This window comes from Enterobacter cloacae complex sp. ESBL7 (assembly GCF_041679625.1).
GTDB lineage: Bacteria > Pseudomonadota > Gammaproteobacteria > Enterobacterales > Enterobacteriaceae > Enterobacter > Enterobacter asburiae_B.
Genome location: NZ_JBGORN010000010.1, coordinates 70,237 through 91,291, shown reverse-complemented (window position 1 = coordinate 91,291; position 21,055 = coordinate 70,237). Strand labels below are relative to the sequence as shown.

Here is a 21,055-nt window from a genome sequence, read left to right as displayed (position 1 = left end):
GAAGCGGGGAGGCGCAAGAGGCGCCTCCCGCATGAGGATCAGTCGTGGGCGCCGATTTCGCGCAGCGGACGACCTTTCATCAGGTTACGTTCAATATGTTCCAGAGAAACGTGTTTGGTTTCTGGAACCAGCCAGATAGTCAGCACAATAAAGAAGATGTTCAGACCAGCGTAGACCCAGAAAGTGTTCGCGTTGCCCAGGGTATTGAGCATGGTCAGGAACGTTGCGCCGACGATCATGTTGGCAATCCAGTTGGTTGCGGTAGAGCAGGTGATACCAAAATCACGCCCTTTCAGCGGCTGGATCTCAGAGCACAGCACCCAAATCAGCGGGCCGGCGCTCATCGCAAACCCGACGATAAACATCAGCAGCATGCCGACGGCAAAGTATTGAGCAGTTGGTGAGTGAATGCCCACATGCATCATGGTACCGAGGACACCCATACCGGCAGCCATCACCAGGAAGCCCAGCGTCAGGGTTGGCTTACGTCCCCAGCGGTCCACCAGACCGATGGCGATAAAGGTCGCCAGCACGTTGGTCAGACCCACGATGACGGTCCCCCACATTTGTTCGGTGGTGTTGGTATAGCCCGCCAGCTCAAAGATTTTTGGCGCGTAATACATGATGACGTTCATCCCGGTGAACTGCTGCATCACCTGAAGCAGCACGCCGAGGAACACCGCGCGGCGGAAGTTGCTGTTCTCTTTAAACAGCGCCCAGCCGGACTGTTTGACCTTCAGGCTTTCGCGGATCTCTTCCAGCTCGTTTTTCGCTTCTGCGCTGGTGTCGCGCAGGCGCATCAGCACGCGTTCGGCATCGTGGAATCGGCGTTTCGCGGCGAACCAGCGCGGGCTGTCCGGCAGGAAAAAGACGCCAATCAGCAGCAGAATGGCCGGGATGATGATCACGCCGAGCATCCAGCGCCATGCGCCGCTGTAGCTAAACGCGGTATCGGAAAGGTACGCGCCCAAAATACCGATGGTGATCATGAGCTGGTACATCGAAATCATACTGCCGCGGATTTTCTCCGGCGCGATTTCAGACAGGTAAAGCGGGGCGGTATAGGACGCCACGCCCACGGCCAGGCCGAGCAGCACGCGGGAAACCAGCAGGACCTCAACGTTAGGCGCAGCGGCAGAGAAGAGTGAACCGGCAACGAACAGGATCGCGCCGATCATCAGGCTCTTTTTACGCCCGAGCTTGAAGGAGAGCCAGCCGCTGCCGACGGCACCGACGGCGGCGCCAAACATCATGGAGCTGACCACCCACTCCTGGGTGTGAGCGCTGATCTGGAACTCGTCAGTGATGAAAGGTAATGCACCGGCAATCACGCCGATATCCAGGCCAAAAAGTAATCCTGCCAGGGCGGCGAGGAAACAGACGAAGAATGTCATCGCCTTGTTGGACGTACGCCCCTGTTTTTTATTGTCAGGCATTATGCCCTCCAGTTGGGTTATCAGTTTTATTGATGTAAAGGGTAGGTGAGTGACCCGTAAAAATATGTGAGATTAATCACATTGGTGTAATCGGTTACACTAACGCGCAACCGTAAAAATAATTAAAGCTTTGAAAATATAGAGGTAAACGAGGTGATATGCATCGCGAAAGAACACATTTCAGACTTAACTGAAAGGCGATGTAACAGCAGAAGAAAGGTGATCATGCAAAGAGAATATTCTGAAAGCGAGACTCGTCCGGTGCGGTGTAATCGGTACCATATGTGCACCTTTGCGGCGCCACCAACAAAAAAAGGCCAGCCCGAAGGCTGGCCTTTTATCACGCAGCTGTCAGTCGATTACTTCAGACCGGCAGCTTCACGCAGCAGGGCGGCTTTATCGGTTTTTTCCCATGGGAAATGTTCACGACCAAAGTGACCGTATGCCGCGGTTTCTTTGTAGATCGGGTGCAGCAGATCCAGCATCTGAATCAGGCCGTATGGACGCAGGTCGAAGAACTCGCGCACCAGCAGCGTCAGCTGTTCTGAAGGCACTTTCTCGGTACCGAAGGTTTCAACCATGATGGAGGTTGGCTCAGCTACGCCGATCGCGTAGGAAACCTGGATCTCACAGCGGTCAGCCAGGCCGGCTGCAACGATGTTTTTCGCCACATAACGCGCCGCGTACGCCGCAGAACGGTCAACTTTAGACGGATCTTTACCAGAGAACGCACCGCCACCGTGACGCGCCATGCCGCCGTAGGTATCAACGATGATTTTACGACCGGTCAGACCGCAGTCACCCATTGGGCCGCCGATAACGAAGCGTCCGGTTGGGTTGATGAAGAATTTGGTCGCAGAGCTCAGCCATTCGGTCGGCAGAACCGGCTTGATGATCTCTTCCATCACTGCTTCCTGCAGGGATTTCTGATCGATATCTTCGGAATGCTGGGTAGAAAGCACTACCGCGTCAATCCCAACGATTTTGCCGTCGTCATACTGGAAGGTGACCTGGCTTTTCGCATCCGGGCGCAGCCACGGCAGGGTGCCGTTTTTACGCACTTCAGCCTGACGCTGCACCAGACGGTGTGCGTAGGTGACCGGTGCTGGCATCAGCACGTCGGTTTCGTTGGTTGCATAGCCGAACATCAGGCCCTGGTCGCCCGCGCCCTGTTCCAGCGGATCGGCACGGTCAACGCCCTGGTTGATGTCTGGAGACTGTTTGCCAATCGCGCTCAGAACCGCGCAGGAGTTGGCATCAAAGCCCATATCAGAATGCACATAGCCGATCTCACGCACCGTGTTACGGGTGATCTCTTCGATATCAACCCATGCGCTGGTGGTGATCTCACCGCCAACCAGAACCATGCCGGTTTTGACATAGGTTTCGCACGCTACGCGCGCTTTAGGATCCTGCGCCAGGATCGCATCCAGCACCGCATCGGAGATTTGGTCAGCAATTTTATCAGGATGTCCTTCTGATACGGACTCGGACGTAAACAGGTGTTTTGCCATGTTTTATTTCACCTAAGAGGAATTTGGTTAGCTCAAGCTGCTGTGCGGAATAGCCAAAGGAGATAATTCTACCAAGGCCTGCAGGTTTTTGACACTGGCAGTATGAGTGTTAATCAGTATAGATGGATTAACATCTGGACGGCTATTTTAGGTCACTTCTTCGCCCGATTTCCAGTTTTTTTTGACTAACCTCTCACTCAGTTGAAATTGCTGCTGGCAATAATTCCTGACGGCCCCGGCAACACGCACATTTATCTTTTGCTTTTTACCCCTGTTCTCGGTATAAAACGCGGCGCGCGGCTCATATAAAATAAGCGCTCGATGAACTCATCGTGTCGCCACTTCCAGCCGGGTTAAGCAGTGAACTTTTAGCTTTGGCTTGTGGTCCGTTTCAGCAGAGGCGGCCGTGGAGGTGATACGAGATAATGAACCATCGTTTTCCGCACATTCAGCGCAGCCGTTCTGGCGCGTATTTGATTCCCGCAACCCGCATTTCTAGTCTGCAAACCTGCCGATGTTATACCCATCTCGGCGCTTCTCAGGATTCCAGGGCCGGTCACGCTTTGTGAAAACTGAACAAGGGCGCTCTTGTTAATACAAGAGTTTTCTCGTGGTTTCGCCGAACCTTGTCATACAGAGTTCGGATACGTGTTTTACAATGATATGAATAAGAAACCGGTCGCACGGTCTGGTTTTCAGCATACTCTGCTGGGAAACGGAGCCGTTTATGGGTTGTTATCGCCGTATAACGCTGCGATAGTAGTCAACTGTTTTACACTTATTACAAAGAGTTGAGGTTCGCTATGTCTGACGACATGTCTTCTTTTTCGCCTTCGTCAGCGGGCGAACAGGGTGTACTACGTTCTATGCAGGAGGTTGCGATGAGCTCCGAGGAAGCCAGCAAGATGCTGCGCACTTACAATATTGCCTGGTGGGGCAATAACTACTACGACGTCAACGAACTGGGCCACATCAGCGTCTGCCCGGATCCGGACGTCCCTGAAGCGCGCGTGGATCTCGCGAAACTGGTGAAAGCCCGTGAGGCTCAGGGCCAGCGTTTGCCTGCACTGTTCTGCTTCCCGCAGATCCTGCAACATCGCCTGCGTTCTATTAACGCCGCGTTCAAGCGCGCGCGTGAGTCCTACGGCTATAAAGGCGACTATTTCCTGGTTTACCCGATCAAGGTGAACCAGCACCGCCGCGTGATTGAATCCCTGATCCACTCCGGCGAGCCGCTGGGCCTGGAAGCTGGCTCCAAAGCGGAGCTGATGGCGGTTCTGGCGCATGCGGGCATGACCCGTTCAGTGATCGTCTGTAACGGCTATAAAGACCGAGAATACATTCGTCTGGCGCTGATTGGCGAGAAGATGGGCCACAAGGTCTATCTGGTTATCGAAAAGATGACCGAAATCGCCATCGTGCTGGAAGAGGCCGAACGTCTGAACGTGGTGCCGCGCCTTGGCGTGCGTGCGCGTCTGGCGTCACAAGGTTCCGGTAAATGGCAGTCCTCAGGCGGCGAGAAATCCAAGTTCGGCCTGGCGGCAAACCAGGTGCTGCAGCTGGTGGAAATCCTGCGCGAGCGCGGTCGTCTGGACAGCATTCAGCTGCTGCACTTCCACCTCGGCTCGCAGATGGCCAATATTCGCGACATCGCCACCGGCGTGCGTGAATCCGCGCGTTTCTACGTGGAGCTGCACAAGCTTGGCGTGAATATTCAGTGCTTCGACGTGGGCGGTGGCCTCGGCGTGGACTACGAAGGGACCCGCTCGCAGTCTGACTGCTCGGTGAACTACGGCCTGAACGAATACGCGAACAACATCATCTGGGCGATCGGTGATGCCTGTGAAGAGAACGGCCTGCCGCACCCGACGGTGATCACCGAATCCGGTCGCGCGGTGACCGCGCACCATACGGTGCTGGTCTCTAACATCATCGGCGTTGAGCGTAGCGAAATCAGCGAAGCGACGCCTCCGGCAGACGATGCTCCGCGTTCCCTGCAAAGCATGTGGGAAACCTGGCAGGAAATGCACGAGCCGGGCACGCGTCGTTCCCTGCGCGAATGGCTGCACGACAGCCAGATGGATCTGCATGATATTCACGTGGGTTATTCTTCAGGCACCTTCAGCCTGCAGGAGCGCGCGTGGGCGGAGCAGCTCTACCTGAACATGTGCCATGAAGTGCAGAAACAGCTCGACCCGAGCAACCGCGCGCACCGTCCGATTATCGACGAGCTGCAGGAGCGTATGGCGGATAAGATTTACGTCAACTTCTCGCTGTTCCAGTCGATGCCGGATGCCTGGGGTATCGACCAGCTGTTCCCGGTTCTGCCGCTGGAAGGGCTGAACCACGCGCCGGAACGTCGTGCGGTGCTGCTGGATATCACCTGTGATTCCGACGGTGCCATCGACCACTACGTCGACGGCGACGGTATCGCAACGACGATGCCAATGCCGGAATACGACCCGGAGAACCCGCCGATGCTGGGCTTCTTTATGGTCGGCGCGTATCAGGAGATCCTCGGCAACATGCACAACCTGTTCGGTGATACCGAAGCGGTGGACGTGTTCGTGTTCCCTGACGGCAATGTGGAAATTGAGCTGTCCGATGAAGGGGACACCGTGGCGGACATGCTGGAATACGTTCAGCTGGATCCGAAAAAACTGCTCACTCAGTTCCGCGACCAGGTGAAAAACACCGGTCTGGACGATGCGCTCCAGCAGCAGTTCCTGGAAGAGTTTGAAGCGGGCCTGTACGGGTACACCTACCTGGAAGACGAGTAGGAAAACGCCCTCTCCCACAGGGAGAGGGCGGGGTGAGGGCATCAGACCGCACAATGCCCTATACTCACTTGAACCCGTATGCATTACCGGCGATAATTCGCCCCAATAAGCGATTTACGAATCAATCCCTTCCTCGTCGGGTTTAACGACGCGGAGGGGATTTTTTTTCATCTGTTTTTAATGTATCGACTTTAAAAGAGGTCAGGACATGAGCACTTTAGGTCATCAGTACGATAACTCTCTGGTATCTAACGCGTTTGGTTTTTTACGCCTTCCGATGAACTTCCAGCCGTACGACAGCGACGCTGACTGGGTGATCACCGGCGTGCCGTTCGATATGGCAACATCTGGCCGCGCGGGTGGTCGTCACGGCCCTGCAGCGATCCGTCAGGTTTCCACTAATCTTGCCTGGGAGCATAACCGCTTCCCGTGGAACTTCGACATGCGCGAGCGCCTGAACGTGGTGGACTGCGGTGACCTGGTGTACGCCTTCGGCGACGCGCGTGAGATGAGCGAAAAGCTGCAGGCGCACGCCGAGAAGCTGCTGGCTGCCGGTAAGCGCATGCTCTCCTTCGGCGGCGACCACTTCGTGACCCTGCCGCTGCTGCGCGCCCATGCGAAGCACTTCGGTAAAATGGCGCTGGTGCACTTCGATGCACATACCGACACCTACGCGAACGGCTGCGAGTTTGACCATGGCACCATGTTCTTCACCGCGCCGAACGAAGGTCTGATCGACCCGAACCACTCCGTGCAGATCGGTATTCGCACCGAGTTCGACAAAGACAACGGTTTCACCGTGCTGGATGCGGGCCAGGTTAACGATCGCGGCGTGGACGACATCATCGCGCAGGTGAAGCAGATCGTGGGTGATATGCCCGTGTATCTGACCTTCGACATCGACTGCCTGGATCCGGCATTTGCACCGGGCACCGGTACGCCGGTCATCGGCGGTTTGACCTCAGATCGTGCCATCAAGCTGGTGCGCGGCCTGAAGGATCTGAACATTGTCGGGATGGACGTGGTGGAAGTGGCGCCTGCGTATGACCAGTCCGAGATCACCGCGCTGGCCGCAGCGACCCTGGCACTGGAAATGCTCTACATTCAGGCAGCCAAAAAAGGCGAGTGAGCCTCACCTTGCGTGAAAAAAAACCTCTCTATTGAGAGGTTTTTTATTGCCTTCAGAACACGTTAAACGGGTATTCCACGTAAGCGCGGATTTCGTCCCCGCCCACGTTGTACTCGCTGGCGTTGCCGGAGACGCGCAGTACGGAGTAGCGCAGTTTAAGCTTCAGATCCTTCGCCGGACCATCCTGCACCTGGTACTGGATCTGGTTAAACCACTCGTGTTCTTTGCCGTTGCTGGTTTCAGAGGTTTTAATATTATCCCCACGCACGTAGGCAGTGGTCCAGCTCAGGCCCGGTAAGCCAAGGCCGCCAAAGTCCAGACCGTAGGATGCCTGCCAGGAACGTTCGTCTTCGCCGTTAAAATCAGACCAGTAGGAGTTCGCCAGCCAGATGGTGTTTCCGCCGTCACCCACGCCGCCCTTGTCGCGATAGCCGCCGTAGTTGTAGCCGGTGCTGCCGCTGCTCTGCTGGTACGCCACTTTGAACGTGTGAATGTCCCAGATGTAGCTCGCCGCCAGGCTCCAGATGGTGTTGCTGCGGCCCGTGTCGAGGCTGTCCGCGTAACCCTGATCCAGACGGGAGTTATAGCCGTTAAAGTCGAGCACCAGCTGCTGCCCGGAGCTGAACGGCTGTTTGAAGTTCATGCCCAGGTACTGCTTGTTCATCACCTCTTCATTATGAGAGGCGTACAGCGCGCCGCTGAACTGGTCGTTAAACTGATAGCTCGCACCGCCGAAGGAGAGGCTCTTCAGTCCGCTGTCGTGGCGGTCATCGCTTTTACGCTGCTCGTCGGTGAAGTAACCGGCGTTGATTTCCAGACCGTCGATCTCTTTTGAGGTCAGCATGGTGCCGGTGTAGCTTTCAAACAGCAGGCGGGAGCTGTCGGCATTCACGATGGGCAGCTCAGGGTGCTGATTTCCGTAGCTCAGTACGGTATTCGAGATGCGCATTTTGGCGGTTGCGCCAAACTTTGCCAGATCGGATTTTGCCCGGCCATCATCTTCCTGTTTAAAGAAGTCGATGCCGCCTGCGCCGCTTTTGCCACGGCCGCCGTCCAGGCGCACGCCGTATTGAGCAATACCGTCCACGCCAAAGCCCACCAGCCCTTCGGTATAGCCGGATGCAAACGTGGCGATGATCCCCTGACCCCACTCGGCTTTGTCCTGCTGGCCCTGATGGTAGTCGCGGCTGATATACGCATTGCGTAAAAACAGATCCAGATGGCTGTCGTCAATAAAACCCTGGCTGTCGGATTGCTGGCTAGCAGCGGCAGGTAATGCGGCAAATAAGCTTAAAGCAATTAATGATAATTCTTTTTTCACGGAGGGAACGTCTCTGTCTGGATATAGTAATTTGAATAACTGCGGGGGTGATAATTACCGGAAAAAGTGACCTTTGCAATAATTATGTGACCAGACATTTCAAGGTGATAAGGCAGATTTGGCGGGGCTTTCAGGGGGTTACCGATACGTGCTGTTAAGTTAACAATTCATGCGAAATAAAAAGGAGGCAAAATTGCCTCCTTCTGAAATTATTTAATTCCGTCTGCGGCCATACGGTCGCGAATATGCTGTGCGCGTTCTTCTGAGGCCGGGTGATCGTCAAACATGGAGCTTTGGCGTCCGGCTTCCAGCTTGGCCAGTTTTTCGAAGCTGGTAGCTAAGCCTGATGGATTAATGCCGCGTTTGCGCAACAGATCGTAGGAGTAGTCATCCGCCTCGGACTCCTGACGCTGTGAGAACTGAGAGTTAACCAGTTTTTCACCCACGTCCCCAAGCTGTGACTGCGACAGGCTGCCAACGATACCGCCCGCAGAGGCCGCCGCTGCGCGGATGGCATTGGTGCCTAACGCAACCTGCATCCCTTTCTTCACGTGGCCCAGGGCAACGTGGCCCATTTCGTGGCCGATCACCGCTTCCACTTCGTTGTCGGTCATCATGTCCATCAGCCCGCTGTAGACACGGATACAGCCGTTCGCCATCGCGAAGGCGTTCACGTCTTTCGCCATGTACACCTTGTAGTTCACCGGCTGGCCGTTGATGTTGTCGCCCAGCGCGGAAGCAATCTTATTCAGACGCTGCGTGTAGGTACTGTTAGCCGGCGCAAGCGTGGCTTTTCCGTCCATATCTTTACAGGCCTGGTCGCTCAGCGCTTTCACCTGCGCATCGCTCAGGGAATAGGCCTGAAAGGCCTCTGCGCCTGACGTCATCAGACCGTTAGAATCCATATTCTGACAGCCGCTCAGCAGGAGCGTTGTACCCAGGGCCAGCACTATTGCACGCATTTTCATGAGGTTGCTTCCGTACTCGTTAAACTGAATAAAATCCGAAAAGGGCACCGTCAGCGAAGCCGGTGTCGGGCTAAGTATAAGGAATATCTACAGGGCCGGGCGAGCAGATTGCGCAACATGCGAGCATGATCCAGAGATTTCTTAACAAGCAAAAGAATGCTCCATGTACATGACTTGCGGCTTGGGTTACATTGTTGGCACTTTTTTCCGGCGTAGCCCAAAACGCGCTGTCGTCAAGGGCATGGCCTTTAACAGTCCGATCTGGAGTTAAAATGTCCTCACGTAAAGAGCTTGCTAATGCTATTCGTGCGCTGAGCATGGACGCAGTACAGAAAGCCAAATCCGGCCACCCAGGGGCTCCTATGGGTATGGCTGATATCGCCGAAGTCCTGTGGCGTGATTTCCTGAACCACAACCCGCAGAACCCGTCATGGGCTGACCGCGACCGCTTCGTGCTGTCCAACGGCCACGGCTCTATGCTGATCTATAGCCTGCTGCACCTCACCGGCTACGATCTGCCTATCGAAGAGCTGAAAAACTTCCGTCAGCTGCACTCTAAAACTCCAGGTCACCCGGAAGTGGGTTACACCGCTGGCGTAGAAACCACCACCGGCCCGCTGGGGCAGGGTATTGCTAACGCTGTGGGTATGGCGATTGCCGAGAAGACGCTGGCGGCGCAGTTCAACCGTCCTGGTCACGACATCGTGGACCACTTCACCTACGCGTTCATGGGCGACGGCTGCATGATGGAAGGCATTTCTCACGAAGTGTGCTCCCTGGCAGGTACCCTGAAGCTGGGCAAACTGGTTGCGTTCTATGACGACAACGGTATCTCCATCGACGGTCACGTTGAAGGCTGGTTCACCGACGACACCGCAGCACGTTTCGAAGCCTACGGCTGGCACGTAGTGCGTGGCGTTGATGGTCACGATGCTGACTCGATTAAACGTGCAGTGGAAGAAGCGCGCGCTGTGACGGACAAACCGTCCCTGCTGATGTGCAAAACCATCATTGGCTTCGGTTCGCCGAACAAAGCGGGTACTCACGACTCCCACGGTGCGCCGCTGGGCGACGCGGAAATCGCACTGACCCGCGAAGCGCTGGGCTGGAAACACCCTGCATTCGAAATCCCGTCTGAGATCTACGCTCAGTGGGATGCAAAAGAAGTAGGCCAGGCGAAAGAAGCGGCCTGGAACGAGAAATTCGCTGCCTATGCGAAAGCGTTCCCGCAGGAAGCGGCTGAATTCACCCGTCGTATGAAAGGTGATATGCCGTCTGACTTCGACGCGAAAGCGAACGAATTCATCGCTAAGCTGCAGGCGAACCCGTCTAAAATCGCGAGCCGTAAAGCGTCTCAGAATGCGATTGAAGCGTTCGGCCCATGGCTTCCAGAATTCCTGGGCGGCTCCGCTGACCTGGCGCCATCTAACCTGACCCTGTGGTCTGGTTCTAAGCCAATCAACGAAGATACTGCCGGTAACTACATCCATTACGGTGTACGTGAATTCGGTATGACCGCGATTGCCAACGGTATCTCCCTGCACGGTGGTTTCCTGCCGTACACCTCTACCTTCCTGATGTTTGTCGAATATGCACGTAACGCCGTGCGTATGGCCGCGCTGATGAAACAGCGTCAGGTGATGGTCTACACCCACGACTCCATCGGTCTGGGCGAAGATGGTCCAACTCACCAGCCGGTAGAGCAGGTGGCTTCCCTGCGCGTGACCCCGAACATGAGCACATGGCGTCCATGTGACCAGGTGGAATCCGCGGTGGCGTGGAAATACGGCGTTGAGCGTCAGGACGGTCCAACCGCGCTGATCCTCTCCCGTCAGAACCTGGCACAGCAGGAACGTACGCCTGAGCAGCTGGCGAACATCGCTCGCGGTGGTTACGTGCTGAAAGATTGCGCGGGCCAGCCAGAGCTGATCTTCATCGCCACCGGTTCGGAAGTTGAACTGGCGGTTGCAGCGTGGGAAAAACTGACTGCCGAAGGCGTGAAGGCGCGCGTGGTCTCCATGCCGTCTACCGATGCGTTCGACAAGCAGGATGCTGCTTACCGTGAATCCGTCCTGCCTAAAGCGGTTCACGCTCGTGTAGCAGTGGAAGCGGGTATCGCTGACTACTGGTTCAAATACGTGGGCCTGAACGGCGCTATCGTCGGTATGACCACCTTCGGTGAATCTGCTCCTGCAGAACAGCTGTTCGAAGAGTTCGGCTTCACCGTTGAGAACGTTGTCGCGAAAGCGAAAGAACTGCTGTAATCGTTTGTACGGTGCGGGCTGATGCCCTCACCCGAGCCCTCTCCCACGGGAGAGGGTGCAAACACTAAAAAACGGTAACCTCTCGGTTACCGTTTTGCTTTTACCTTGCCGCCATTATTCCACCTAAAATGTGACGCAAGTCATATAGCGCGCTTATTCATCTGGACAGACATTCCTTTTATTCCCCGATTCGCTTATTCTTGCTGAAGCGTTTCAGTCGATTAAATGTTCGACAATTGACCAATCAATCGCAGTTTGTGACAGCAAGGATTCCCCTTCGGGCGTAGCTGGATTACTCTTTCAGCCACCTCAAACTCAGGGATTGCTTTGCAGGAGATCTATGACCGTACGCGTAGCGATTAATGGCTTCGGTCGCATCGGACGTAACGTGGTTCGTGCTTTATATGAATCAGGACGTCGGGCGGAAATAACCGTGGTGGCAATCAATGAACTGGCGGATGCTACGGGCATGGCGCATTTGTTGAAATATGACACCAGCCACGGACGCTTTGCCTGGGACGTACGCCAGGAAAGAGATCGACTTTTTGTTGGTGACGACGCTATTCGTGTGCTGCATGAGAACAGCATCTCCGGGCTACCCTGGCGTGAACTGGGTGTGGATGTGGTGCTTGACTGTACCGGCGTGTACGGCAACCGCGAACATGGCGAAGCGCATCTGGCAGCAGGCGCGAAAAAAGTCCTGTTTTCTCATCCCGGCAGTAACGACCTCGACGCGACCGTCGTGTTTGGCGTCAACCAGCATGAGCTGCAGGCAGAACACCGCATTGTTTCCAACGCCTCCTGTACCACTAACTGCATTATTCCGGTCATCAAACTGTTAGACGATGCGTATGGCATTGAATCCGGCACCGTGACCACGATTCACTCCGCCATGCACGATCAGCAGGTTATCGACGCCTACCATCCGGATTTACGACGCACTCGCGCAGCGAGCCAGTCAATTATTCCGGTGGACACGAAACTGGCGGCAGGGATCACCCGAATTTTTCCGCAGTTTAATGACCGGTTTGAAGCGATTGCCGTGCGTGTCCCGACGATTAACGTCACCGCAATCGATCTTAGCGTGACGGTGAAAAAACCGGTAAAAGCCTGTGAAGTCAACCTGTTGCTGCAAAAAGCGGCACAGGGGGCATTTCATGGTATAGTTGACTATACGGAATTACCGTTGGTCTCAGTAGATTTTAACCACGACCCGCACAGCGCCATCGTCGATGGCACGCAAACGAGAGTCAGTGGCGCACACCTTATCAAGACGCTGGTCTGGTGTGATAACGAATGGGGCTTTGCTAACCGAATGCTCGACACCACGTTAGCAATGGCCGCTCAAGGTTTCAGGTAAGACGCATTGTGCGTCTGCAAAACTTTAAGAATCAACGAGAGGATTCACCATGTCTGTAATTAAGATGACCGATCTGGATCTGGCTGGTAAACGCGTTTTCATCCGTGCCGATCTGAACGTACCGGTTAAAGATGGCAAAGTGACCAGCGACGCGCGTATCCGTGCATCTCTGCCAACCATCGAACTGGCTCTGAAGCAGGGCGCGAAAGTGATGGTCACCTCCCACCTGGGTCGTCCAACTGAAGGCGAGTACAACGAAGAGTTCTCTCTGCTGCCAGTGGTTAATTACCTGAAAGACAAACTGTCCAACCCGGTTCGCCTGGTGAAAGATTACCTGGACGGCGTTGAAGTTGCAGCCGGTGAACTGGTTGTTCTGGAAAACGTTCGCTTCAACAAAGGCGAAAAGAAAGACGACGAAACTCTGTCCAAAAAATACGCTGCACTGTGCGACGTATTCGTGATGGATGCATTCGGTACGGCTCACCGTGCTCAGGCGTCAACCCACGGTATCGGTAAATTCGCAGACGTAGCGTGTGCCGGTCCTCTGCTGGCTGACGAACTGGAAGCGCTGGGTAAAGCACTGAAAGAACCTGCTCGTCCAATGGTGGCTATCGTTGGTGGTTCTAAAGTTTCTACCAAACTGACCGTTCTGGATTCCCTGTCTAAAATCGCTGACCAGCTGATCGTTGGCGGTGGTATCGCGAACACCTTCGTTGCCGCTCAGGGCCACAACGTGGGTAAATCCCTGTACGAAGCAGACCTGGTTGACGAAGCCAAACGCCTGCTGAGCACCTGCGATATCCCGGTTCCAACTGACGTTCGCGTAGCGACCGAGTTCTCCGAAACCGCAACCGCGACCCTGAAATCTGTTAACGACATCAAAGATGAAGAGCAGATTCTGGACCTGGGCGACGTTTCTGCACAGAAACTGGCTGAAATCCTCAAAAACGCAAAAACTATCCTGTGGAACGGTCCTGTTGGCGTGTTCGAATTCCCGAACTTCCGCAAAGGTACTGAAATCGTTGCTAACGCTATCGCAGACAGCGAAGCGTTCTCTATCGCAGGCGGTGGTGACACCCTGGCGGCAATCGACCTGTTCGGTATCGCTGACAAGATCTCCTACATCTCCACTGGTGGCGGCGCATTCCTCGAATTCGTGGAAGGCAAAGTACTGCCAGCAGTAGCAATGCTCGAAGAGCGCGCTAAGAAGTAAGCCATTCAAGGGCAGGGAAACCTGCCCAATTTTCAGCGCGCTTTTAAGAGCTCGCACCTTTTCTAACGGCCGAAGATACAGGACTAAGCAACATGTCTAAAATTTTTGATTTCGTAAAACCTGGCGTTATCACTGGTGATGACGTACAGAAAGTGTTCCAGGTAGCTAAAGAAAACAACTTCGCTCTGCCAGCAGTTAACTGCGTGGGTACCGACTCCATCAACGCCGTACTGGAAACTGCTGCTAAAGTTAAAGCGCCAGTTATCGTTCAGTTCTCTAACGGCGGCGCTGCGTTCATCGCAGGTAAAGGCGTGAAAACTGACATTCCTCAGGGTGCTGCAATCCTGGGCGCTATCTCTGGTGCGCACCACGTACACCAGATGGCTGAGCACTACGGTGTTCCAGTTATCCTGCACACTGACCACTGCGCGAAGAAACTGCTGCCGTGGATCGACGGTCTGCTGGACGCGGGTGAAAAACACTTCGCGGCTACCGGTAAGCCACTGTTCTCTTCTCACATGATCGACCTGTCTGAAGAGTCACTGCACGAAAACATCGAAATCTGCTCCAAATACCTGGCGCGCATGGCCAAAATGGACATGACTCTGGAAATCGAACTGGGTTGCACCGGTGGTGAAGAAGACGGTGTGGACAACAGCCACATGGACGCTTCTGCACTGTACACCCAGCCAGAAGACGTTGATTACGCTTACACCGAGCTGAGCAAAATCAGCCCACGCTTCACCATCGCAGCGTCCTTCGGTAACGTACACGGCGTTTACAAACCAGGTAACGTGGTTCTGACCCCGACTATCCTGCGTGATTCTCAGGAATACGTTTCTAAGAAACACAACCTGCCGCACAACAGCCTGAACTTCGTCTTCCACGGCGGTTCCGGTTCTTCTGCTCAGGAAATCAAAGACTCCGTAAGCTACGGCGTAGTGAAAATGAACATCGATACCGACACCCAGTGGGCAACATGGGACGGTATCCTGCAGTACTACAAAACCAACGAAGCTTACCTGCAGGGTCAGCTGGGCAACCCGAAAGGCGAAGACCAGCCGAACAAGAAATACTACGATCCACGCGTATGGCTGCGCGCTGCCCAGACTTCAATGATTACTCGTCTGGAGCAGGCATTCAAAGAACTGAACGCGGTAGACGTTCTGTAATTTGAGCTGCTAACAGCATCAGAAGGCCCGCAAATGCGGGCCTTTTTTTATGCTTTTTCAATACCCTGCCAGGCCAGTTTTTGTGATCTGTTTGGCAAACCCGGCGCTTTTTGTTTACCCTTTACGGACCTGCCTGTCTCCATGGGGGATGGATTTTGTGTTTTGGTTTAACAAAAGGAAGAATAAATGGAACAACTCGATGTTGTAGACAGCATCAATAACGCCGGTAACTGGCTGGTGCGCAACCAGGCGCTGCTGCTGAGCTATGCCGTGAACATCGTCGCGGCGATTGCCATCATCATCGTCGGGATGATCGTGGCGCGCATTGTATCGAACACGGTTAACCGCGTAATGCTGGCACGTAATATTGACGCCACGGTGGCTGACTTCCTCTCCGCGCTGGTGCGCTACGGCATTATCGCCTTTACGCTGATTGCGGCGCTGGGCCGTGTGGGCGTGCAGACCGCTTCCGTCATTGCCGTTCTCGGTGCCGCCGGTCTGGCCATTGGTCTGGCGCTGCAGGGCTCGCTGTCAAACCTGGCGGCTGGCGTTCTGCTGGTCACCTTCCGTCCGTTTCGCTCCGGCGAATATGTTGACCTTGGCGGCATTGCCGGAACCGTGCTGCAGGTGCAGATTTTCTCAACGACCATGCGTACCGTCGATGGTCGCATTGTGGTCGTGCCTAACGGGAAAATCATCGCGGGCAACATCATTAACTTCTCCCGTGAACCGGTGCGTCGTAACGAGCTGATTATCAGCGTGGCGTACGACTCCGACATCGATCAGGTGAAGTCGCTGATTAGCAACATCATCGCCTCAGACGATCGCATTCTGAAAGATAAAGAGCAGACGGTTCGCCTGAACGAGCTGGGCGCTTCCTCCATTAACTTCGTGGTGCGTATCTGGAGCAAAAGCAGCGATCTGCAAAACGTGTACTGGGACGTTCTGGAACGCATTAAGCGCGACTTCGACGCCAACGGCATCAGCTTCCCGTACCCGCAGATGGACGTAAACGTCAAAAAAGTCAAAGAAGCCGAATAACTTCTTGCAGGCCCGGTAAGCGTTAGCGCCACCGGGCTTTATTTTTATAAGTGCTGCTAATCCCCAATTAATATTATCAATTTCCTCTAATGTGATTCGCGCAGTATAGTCTCCTTCCTGGACAATACTGTGAGAATTTCGTCATGTTATCTTATTACTTTCAAGGGCTTGCCTTAGGTGCGGCCATGATCCTTCCCCTTGGCCCGCAAAATGCGTTTGTGATGAACCAGGGCATTCGCCGCCAGTATCATCTGATGATTGCCCTGCTGTGCGCGGTAAGCGATTTACTGCTGATCTGTGCCGGGATTTTTGGCGGCAGCGCATTGCTCATGCAGTCTCCCTGGCTGCTGGCGCTGGTCACCTGGGGCGGCGTGGCGTTTCTGCTCTGGTACGGTTTTGGTGCACTGAAAACCGCGATGAGCAGCAACCTCGAACTGGCGAGTGCGGAAGTCATGAAGCAGGGCCGCTGGAAGATTATCGTCACCATGCTGGCGGTCACCTGGCTTAATCCGCATGTTTATCTGGACACCTTCGTGGTGCTGGGCAGCCTGGGCGGGCAGCTGGACGTTGAGCCGAAACGCTGGTTTGCGCTGGGTACGGTTAGCGCCTCTTTCCTCTGGTTCTTTGGTCTCGCCATTCTGGCTGCATGGCTGGCTCCTCGTCTGCGTACGGCCAAAGCCCAGCGCATCATTAATACGCTGGTGGGGCTGGTGATGTGGTTTATTGCTTTTCAGCTGGCAAAAGAGGGGATTCACCACGTACAGGAATTGTTCAACTAATCCTTGTCTTATGGACAACTGAACAAGACCCGCTAAGCTTGCTGGCATGCGCCCTGTTAATGGGCACTCTTCGCAACATGGAGGAATAACAGTGAAGTTTAAGGTGATGGCCCTGGCGGCATTAGTAAGTTTTGGTGCGGTGTCGGTGCAGGCAAGTGAACTGCCGGATGGCCCGCACATCGTCACTTCAGGCACCGCAAGCGTGGACGCGGTACCCGATGTCGCAACGCTGGCAATTGAAGTCAATGTATCTGCGAAAGATGCGGCATCTGCCAAGAAGCAGGCTGACGATCGTGTTGCGCAATACCTCTCTTTCCTCGAGCAGAACGGTGTCGGTAAAAAAGATATCAACTCCGCGAACCTGCGTACTCAACCCGATTACGACTACCAGAATGGTAAAAGCATCCTGAAAGGCTACCGTGCCGTGCGTACCGTCGAAGTGACCGTGCGTCAGCTGGATAAGCTTAACTCGCTACTGGATGGCGCGCTGAAGGCGGGTCTGAACGAAATTCGTTCCGTGTCGCTGGGCGTTGCGCAACCGGAGAAATACAAAGACGAAGCGCGTAAAGCGGCGATTGATGATGCCATTCACCAGGCGGAACAGCTGGCTTCTGGCTTTAAGAGCAAGCTCGGCCCGGTTTACAGCGTGCGTTACCACGTCTCTAACTACCAGCCAAGCCCGATGGTACGCATGATGAAGGCTGATGCAGCTCCGGTGTCTGCTCAGGAAACATACGAGCAGCCAACCATTCAGTTTGACGATCAGGTGGATGTGGTGTTCCAGCTGGAGCCAACCCAAACTCAGCAAACTGAGGCGGCTAAGGCGCAGTAATTTGCCCTCACCCTAACCCTCTCCCGCAGGGAGAGGGAATTCAAGCGATTAATCCTGTCTCAACACCTTGTGCCCGTACGCCAGCAGCGCGTCGGTGACGTTGCGCATCATGCGGCTTTCAGGCGCAAACCGGTGCCAGTAGAGCATCCGGCGCTGATACAGCCCCGGCGTCAGGTCAATCAGCTCACCGCTTTTCAACTCTTTCTCAATCTGCAGATGCGGGATCATGCAGCAGGTGGTGCCCTGACGCGCAAGCTGCACAAAGGCTTCAGACGAGTTGACGATATGGCACGGCACGCTGCCCGGCGGCAGATCGAAGTTTTGCTGCAGGAACGCCTGATGCATATCGTCCAGATGGTCGAACGCCACGGCAGGGGCTTTCAGCAGCGCGGCGCGGGTGACGCCGTTCGGGAAGTAGCGCTCGGCAAAGGCTTTTGAACCCACAAACAGGTAGTCCAGCGCGCCCAGCTGATCGACAAGACAGCTTGGCAGCGCCTGAGGCTGGATACTGACCGCCCCAACCACTTCACCGCGACGCAGGCGTTCCTGGGTACGGGTTTCATCTTCCACCTGGAGATTCAGGCGGATAGGGGAGTCCGCTAATACCGGCGCAAGGGCCGGCAGCAGCCAGGTTGCCAGGCTGTCGGCGTTGACCGCCAGAGAGAGCAGCAGCGGCGTAGAGCCCGTTTGTTCGTCACCCAGCCACTCGTCTTCCAGCAGTTCAACCTGGCGCAGCAGGGCGAGAAGCTTTTGCCCTTGCTCGGTTGGACGTGGCGGCACGGTACGCACCAGCAGCGGCTGGCCGAACATGTTTTCAAGCTGTTTGATACGCTGTGATACGGCGGACTGGGTGATGCAAAGCTTTTGCGCCGCGCGCTCAAAACCGCGTTCACGAATAACTGCATCAAGTGCCTGTAGTGTTCTGTAGTCCGGACGTTTCATTGCTCTGGCTGGCTCCTTAATTTTGCTTATTCTGCACTATGACACAATTTTCCCTTCGTGGCAGACGAATTCCATTCGACGTGTTCTATAATGCGCCCTGAGTTTTCACACCACAGGCAAAACGATCATGACGCAGGATGAACTGAAAAAAGCAGTAGGATGGGCCGCTCTCCAGTACGTGCAGCCGGGTACCATTGTCGGTGTCGGTACGGGATCAACCGCGGCACACTTTATCGATGCGCTGGGCACGATGAAGGGGCAAATCGAGGGCGCGGTTTCCAGCTCTGATGCTTCCACGGAAAAGCTGAAAAGCCTCGGCATTACCGTTTTCGATCTCAACGAAGTGGATCGTCTGGGGATTTACGTTGATGGCGCGGATGAAATCAACGGCCACATGCAGATGATCAAAGGCGGCGGCGCGGCGCTGACGCGCGAGAAGATCATCGCCTCCGTTGCGGACAAGTTTATCTGCATCGCGGACGCTTCCAAGCAGGTCGACATTCTGGGTAATTTCCCACTGCCGGTCGAAGTGATCCCAATGGCGCGTAGCGCGGTTGCACGTCAGCTGGTGAAGCTGGGCGGTCGTCCGGAATACCGTCAGGGCGTCGTCACCGACAACGGTAACGTGATCCTCGACGTTCACGGTCTGGAAATTCTTGACGCGATTGCGCTGGAAAATGCCATCAACGCTATCCCAGGCGTAGTGACCGTAGGGCTATTCGCCAACCGTGGCGCGGATGTGGCGCTGATCGGCACCGCTGACGGCGTGAAAACCATCGTAAAATGATCTGACGGGGGGAGTCCTCCCCCCGCTAAAAAATTTTTGAAAAGCTAAATTCGGTGACTTGTGTCACGTTTTTACGCCTCATTTGCCGATCCTGCCGCGTTTGTAAATTTCCATAGCATTTTCCTCTGACATTTTGCTCTGTATGACTTTTCTTCAGAGTGCCGACGCAAACGTTCATATTGCTGCAATAGTTTTTTTTGATATGTTGGCTACAGCGGATTCATATCCAGCACAACATCAGTTCAGACAAAAACAGGGTCGGGTAAATGGCAAAGGTATCACTGGAGAAAGACAAGATTAAATTCCTGCTTGTCGAGGGCGTGCATCAAAAAGCAATCGATAGCCTTCGTGCGGCAGGTTACACCAACATCGAATTTCACAAAGGCGCGCTCGATACCGAAGAGCTGAAAGCGTCCATCCGTGATGCCCACTTCATTGGCCTGCGATCCCGTACTCACCTGACTGAAGAGGTTATTGCCGCGGCGGAAAAGCTGGTGGCTATCGGCTGCTTCTGTATCGGTACCAACCAGGTTGACCTGAATGCTGCCGCCAAACGCGGTATTCCCGTCTTCAACGCCCCGTTCTCCAACACCCGTTCCGTGGCGGAGCTGGTGATTGGCGAACTGCTTCTGCTGCTGCGCGGCATTCCTGAAGCGAACGCCAAGGCGCACCGCGGCGTGTGGAACAAGCTGGCGTCCGGTTCTTTCGAAGCGCGTGGTAAAAAACTGGGGATTATCGGTTACGGCCACATCGGTACGCAGCTCGGTATTCTGGCGGAATCCCTGGGTATGCACGTGTTTTTCTACGATATCGAAAGCAAGCTGCCGCTGGGTAACGCTACCCAGGTTCAACACCTTTCTGACCTGCTGAACATGAGCGACGTGGTGAGCCTGCACGTGCCGGAAAATGCGTCCACCAAAAACATGATGGGCGCGGAAGAGCTGGCGCTGATGAAGCCGGGCTCACTGCTGATCAACGCCGCGCGCGGCACGGTTGTCGATATCCCGGCCCTGGCGGATGCGCTGAAGCGTAAGCATCTGGCGGGCGCGGCCATCGACGTCTTCCCGACGGAGCCTGCGACCAACAGCGATCCGTTTACCTCTCCGCTGTGCGAGTTCGACAACGTGATCCTGACGCCGCACATCGGCGGCTCTACCCAGGAAGCGCAGGAGAATATCGGTCTGGAAGTGGCGGGTAAGCTGAGCAAATATTCCGACAACGGTTCTACGCTCTCTGCCGTGAACTTCCCGGAAGTGTCTCTGCCGCTGCACGGTGGTCGTCGTCTGCTGCACATCCACGAAAACCGTCCGGGCGTGCTGACCGCGATCAACCAGATCTTTGCCGAGCAGGGCGTCAACATTGCCGCACAGTATCTGCAAACGAACTCGCAGATGGGCTACGTGGTCATTGATATCGAAGCGGATGACGATGTTGCTGAGAAAGCGCTGCAGAGCATGAAGGCGATTCAAGGGACGATTCGCGCGCGTCTGCTGTACTGATGGTGCGAGATAAATGCA

The 21,055-nt window shown here is 55.0% G+C and carries 17 protein-coding genes; 12 read left to right on the top strand and 5 right to left on the bottom strand.

The window, feature by feature from the left end; all coding sequences use genetic code 11:
* Positions 1–38: 38 nt before the first annotated feature.
* Complete coding sequence (galP, locus tag ACERY3_RS21700; RefSeq protein ID WP_023309123.1) at positions 39–1,436, bottom strand: galactose/proton symporter; 1,398 nt, start codon at positions 1,434–1,436, stop codon at positions 39–41.
* 359 nt (positions 1,437–1,795) lie between these two features.
* Positions 1,796–2,950 carry a methionine adenosyltransferase gene (metK, locus tag ACERY3_RS21695; protein ID WP_010435443.1) on the bottom strand — a complete coding sequence of 385 codons (1,155 nt, stop codon included), beginning with the start codon at positions 2,948–2,950 and terminating at the stop codon, positions 1,796–1,798.
* Positions 2,951–3,613: 663 nt separating this feature from the next.
* Between metK and yqgB the strand changes: the two genes are divergently transcribed.
* The 3 genes from yqgB (at position 3,614) to speB (ending at position 6,859) form a co-directional block, all read left to right on the top strand.
* Positions 3,614–3,745: an acid stress response protein YqgB gene (gene yqgB, locus ACERY3_RS21690; RefSeq protein ID WP_127341063.1), complete on the top strand. Its 132-nt coding sequence runs from the start codon at positions 3,614–3,616 to the stop codon at positions 3,743–3,745.
* Positions 3,746–3,753: 8 nt separating this feature from the next.
* Positions 3,754–5,730 (top strand): biosynthetic arginine decarboxylase, encoded by a 1,977-nt coding sequence (gene speA / locus ACERY3_RS21685; RefSeq protein ID WP_023309121.1) that lies wholly within the window; start codon positions 3,754–3,756, stop codon positions 5,728–5,730.
* A 208-nt stretch (positions 5,731–5,938) separates the two neighbouring features.
* Positions 5,939–6,859 carry an agmatinase gene (gene speB, locus ACERY3_RS21680; protein WP_014071686.1) on the top strand — a complete coding sequence of 307 codons (921 nt, stop codon included), beginning with the start codon at positions 5,939–5,941 and terminating at the stop codon, positions 6,857–6,859.
* 52 nt (positions 6,860–6,911) lie between these two features.
* On the opposite strand, the gene ACERY3_RS21675 is transcribed toward speB, so the two are convergent.
* Positions 6,912–8,180 carry an OprD family outer membrane porin gene (locus tag ACERY3_RS21675; RefSeq protein WP_058841907.1) on the bottom strand — a complete coding sequence of 423 codons (1,269 nt, stop codon included), beginning with the start codon at positions 8,178–8,180 and terminating at the stop codon, positions 6,912–6,914.
* 209 nt (positions 8,181–8,389) lie between these two features.
* Entirely contained in the window at positions 8,390–9,148 is a 759-nt protein-coding gene (locus ACERY3_RS21670; RefSeq protein WP_021242066.1) for a M48 family metallopeptidase, read from the bottom strand.
* A gap of 272 nt (positions 9,149–9,420) precedes the next feature.
* Between ACERY3_RS21670 and tkt the strand changes: the two genes are divergently transcribed.
* The 7 genes from tkt (at position 9,421) to ACERY3_RS21635 (ending at position 17,809) form a co-directional block, all read left to right on the top strand.
* The gene (tkt, locus tag ACERY3_RS21665; protein ID WP_058841906.1) at positions 9,421–11,412 is read left to right on the top strand and encodes a transketolase; all 1,992 of its coding nucleotides are present in this window, start codon (positions 9,421–9,423) and stop codon (positions 11,410–11,412) included.
* Positions 11,413–11,752: 340 nt separating this feature from the next.
* On the top strand, positions 11,753–12,772 hold the full coding sequence (gene epd, locus ACERY3_RS21660; protein WP_032660071.1) for an erythrose-4-phosphate dehydrogenase: 1,020 nt from the start codon (positions 11,753–11,755) through the stop codon (positions 12,770–12,772).
* Positions 12,773–12,821: 49 nt separating this feature from the next.
* Positions 12,822–13,985: a phosphoglycerate kinase gene (gene pgk / locus ACERY3_RS21655; protein ID WP_023333323.1), complete on the top strand. Its 1,164-nt coding sequence runs from the start codon at positions 12,822–12,824 to the stop codon at positions 13,983–13,985.
* A 92-nt stretch (positions 13,986–14,077) separates the two neighbouring features.
* Positions 14,078–15,157 (top strand): class II fructose-bisphosphate aldolase, encoded by a 1,080-nt coding sequence (fbaA, locus tag ACERY3_RS21650; RefSeq protein ID WP_032660076.1) that lies wholly within the window; start codon positions 14,078–14,080, stop codon positions 15,155–15,157.
* A 186-nt stretch (positions 15,158–15,343) separates the two neighbouring features.
* The gene (gene mscS, locus ACERY3_RS21645; RefSeq protein ID WP_033146600.1) at positions 15,344–16,198 is read left to right on the top strand and encodes a small-conductance mechanosensitive channel MscS; all 855 of its coding nucleotides are present in this window, start codon (positions 15,344–15,346) and stop codon (positions 16,196–16,198) included.
* Between the two features lie 143 nt (positions 16,199–16,341).
* A complete protein-coding gene (argO, locus tag ACERY3_RS21640; RefSeq protein WP_021242063.1) occupies positions 16,342–16,977 on the top strand; it encodes an arginine exporter ArgO in 636 nt (211 codons plus the stop codon).
* 91 nt (positions 16,978–17,068) lie between these two features.
* Positions 17,069–17,809 (top strand): oxidative stress defense protein, encoded by a 741-nt coding sequence (locus ACERY3_RS21635; protein WP_023309114.1) that lies wholly within the window; start codon positions 17,069–17,071, stop codon positions 17,807–17,809.
* A gap of 48 nt (positions 17,810–17,857) precedes the next feature.
* Here the strand turns inward: ACERY3_RS21635 and argP are convergent, their stop codons facing one another.
* The gene (gene argP, locus ACERY3_RS21630) at positions 17,858–18,751 is read right to left on the bottom strand and encodes a DNA-binding transcriptional regulator ArgP (protein ID WP_008499727.1); all 894 of its coding nucleotides are present in this window, start codon (positions 18,749–18,751) and stop codon (positions 17,858–17,860) included.
* A gap of 127 nt (positions 18,752–18,878) precedes the next feature.
* Between argP and rpiA the strand changes: the two genes are divergently transcribed.
* Both rpiA and serA read left to right on the top strand, forming a co-directional pair.
* On the top strand, positions 18,879–19,538 hold the full coding sequence (rpiA, locus tag ACERY3_RS21625) for a ribose-5-phosphate isomerase RpiA (RefSeq protein ID WP_014885151.1): 660 nt from the start codon (positions 18,879–18,881) through the stop codon (positions 19,536–19,538).
* A 266-nt stretch (positions 19,539–19,804) separates the two neighbouring features.
* On the top strand, positions 19,805–21,037 hold the full coding sequence (gene serA, locus ACERY3_RS21620; RefSeq protein ID WP_023333318.1) for a phosphoglycerate dehydrogenase: 1,233 nt from the start codon (positions 19,805–19,807) through the stop codon (positions 21,035–21,037).
* Positions 21,038–21,055: the final 18 nt, after the last annotated feature.

Excerpts from the sequence above, each read along its gene's own strand:
- galP (WP_023309123.1), bottom strand. The coding sequence starts at position 1,436 with ATGCCTGACAATAAAAAACAGGGGCGTACGTCCAACAAGGCGATGACA.
- metK (WP_010435443.1), bottom strand. The coding sequence starts at position 2,950 with ATGGCAAAACACCTGTTTACGTCCGAGTCCGTATCAGAAGGACATCCT.
- yqgB (WP_127341063.1), top strand. The coding sequence starts at position 3,614 with ATGAATAAGAAACCGGTCGCACGGTCTGGTTTTCAGCATACTCTGCTG.
- speA (WP_023309121.1), top strand. The coding sequence starts at position 3,754 with ATGTCTGACGACATGTCTTCTTTTTCGCCTTCGTCAGCGGGCGAACAG.
- speB (WP_014071686.1), top strand. The coding sequence starts at position 5,939 with ATGAGCACTTTAGGTCATCAGTACGATAACTCTCTGGTATCTAACGCG.
- ACERY3_RS21670 (WP_021242066.1), bottom strand. The coding sequence starts at position 9,148 with ATGAAAATGCGTGCAATAGTGCTGGCCCTGGGTACAACGCTCCTGCTG.
- tkt (WP_058841906.1), top strand. The coding sequence starts at position 9,421 with ATGTCCTCACGTAAAGAGCTTGCTAATGCTATTCGTGCGCTGAGCATG.
- epd (WP_032660071.1), top strand. The coding sequence starts at position 11,753 with ATGACCGTACGCGTAGCGATTAATGGCTTCGGTCGCATCGGACGTAAC.
- pgk (WP_023333323.1), top strand. The coding sequence starts at position 12,822 with ATGTCTGTAATTAAGATGACCGATCTGGATCTGGCTGGTAAACGCGTT.
- fbaA (WP_032660076.1), top strand. The coding sequence starts at position 14,078 with ATGTCTAAAATTTTTGATTTCGTAAAACCTGGCGTTATCACTGGTGAT.
- mscS (WP_033146600.1), top strand. The coding sequence starts at position 15,344 with ATGGAACAACTCGATGTTGTAGACAGCATCAATAACGCCGGTAACTGG.
- argO (WP_021242063.1), top strand. The coding sequence starts at position 16,342 with ATGTTATCTTATTACTTTCAAGGGCTTGCCTTAGGTGCGGCCATGATC.
- argP (WP_008499727.1), bottom strand. The coding sequence starts at position 18,751 with ATGAAACGTCCGGACTACAGAACACTACAGGCACTTGATGCAGTTATT.
- rpiA (WP_014885151.1), top strand. The coding sequence starts at position 18,879 with ATGACGCAGGATGAACTGAAAAAAGCAGTAGGATGGGCCGCTCTCCAG.
- serA (WP_023333318.1), top strand. The coding sequence starts at position 19,805 with ATGGCAAAGGTATCACTGGAGAAAGACAAGATTAAATTCCTGCTTGTC.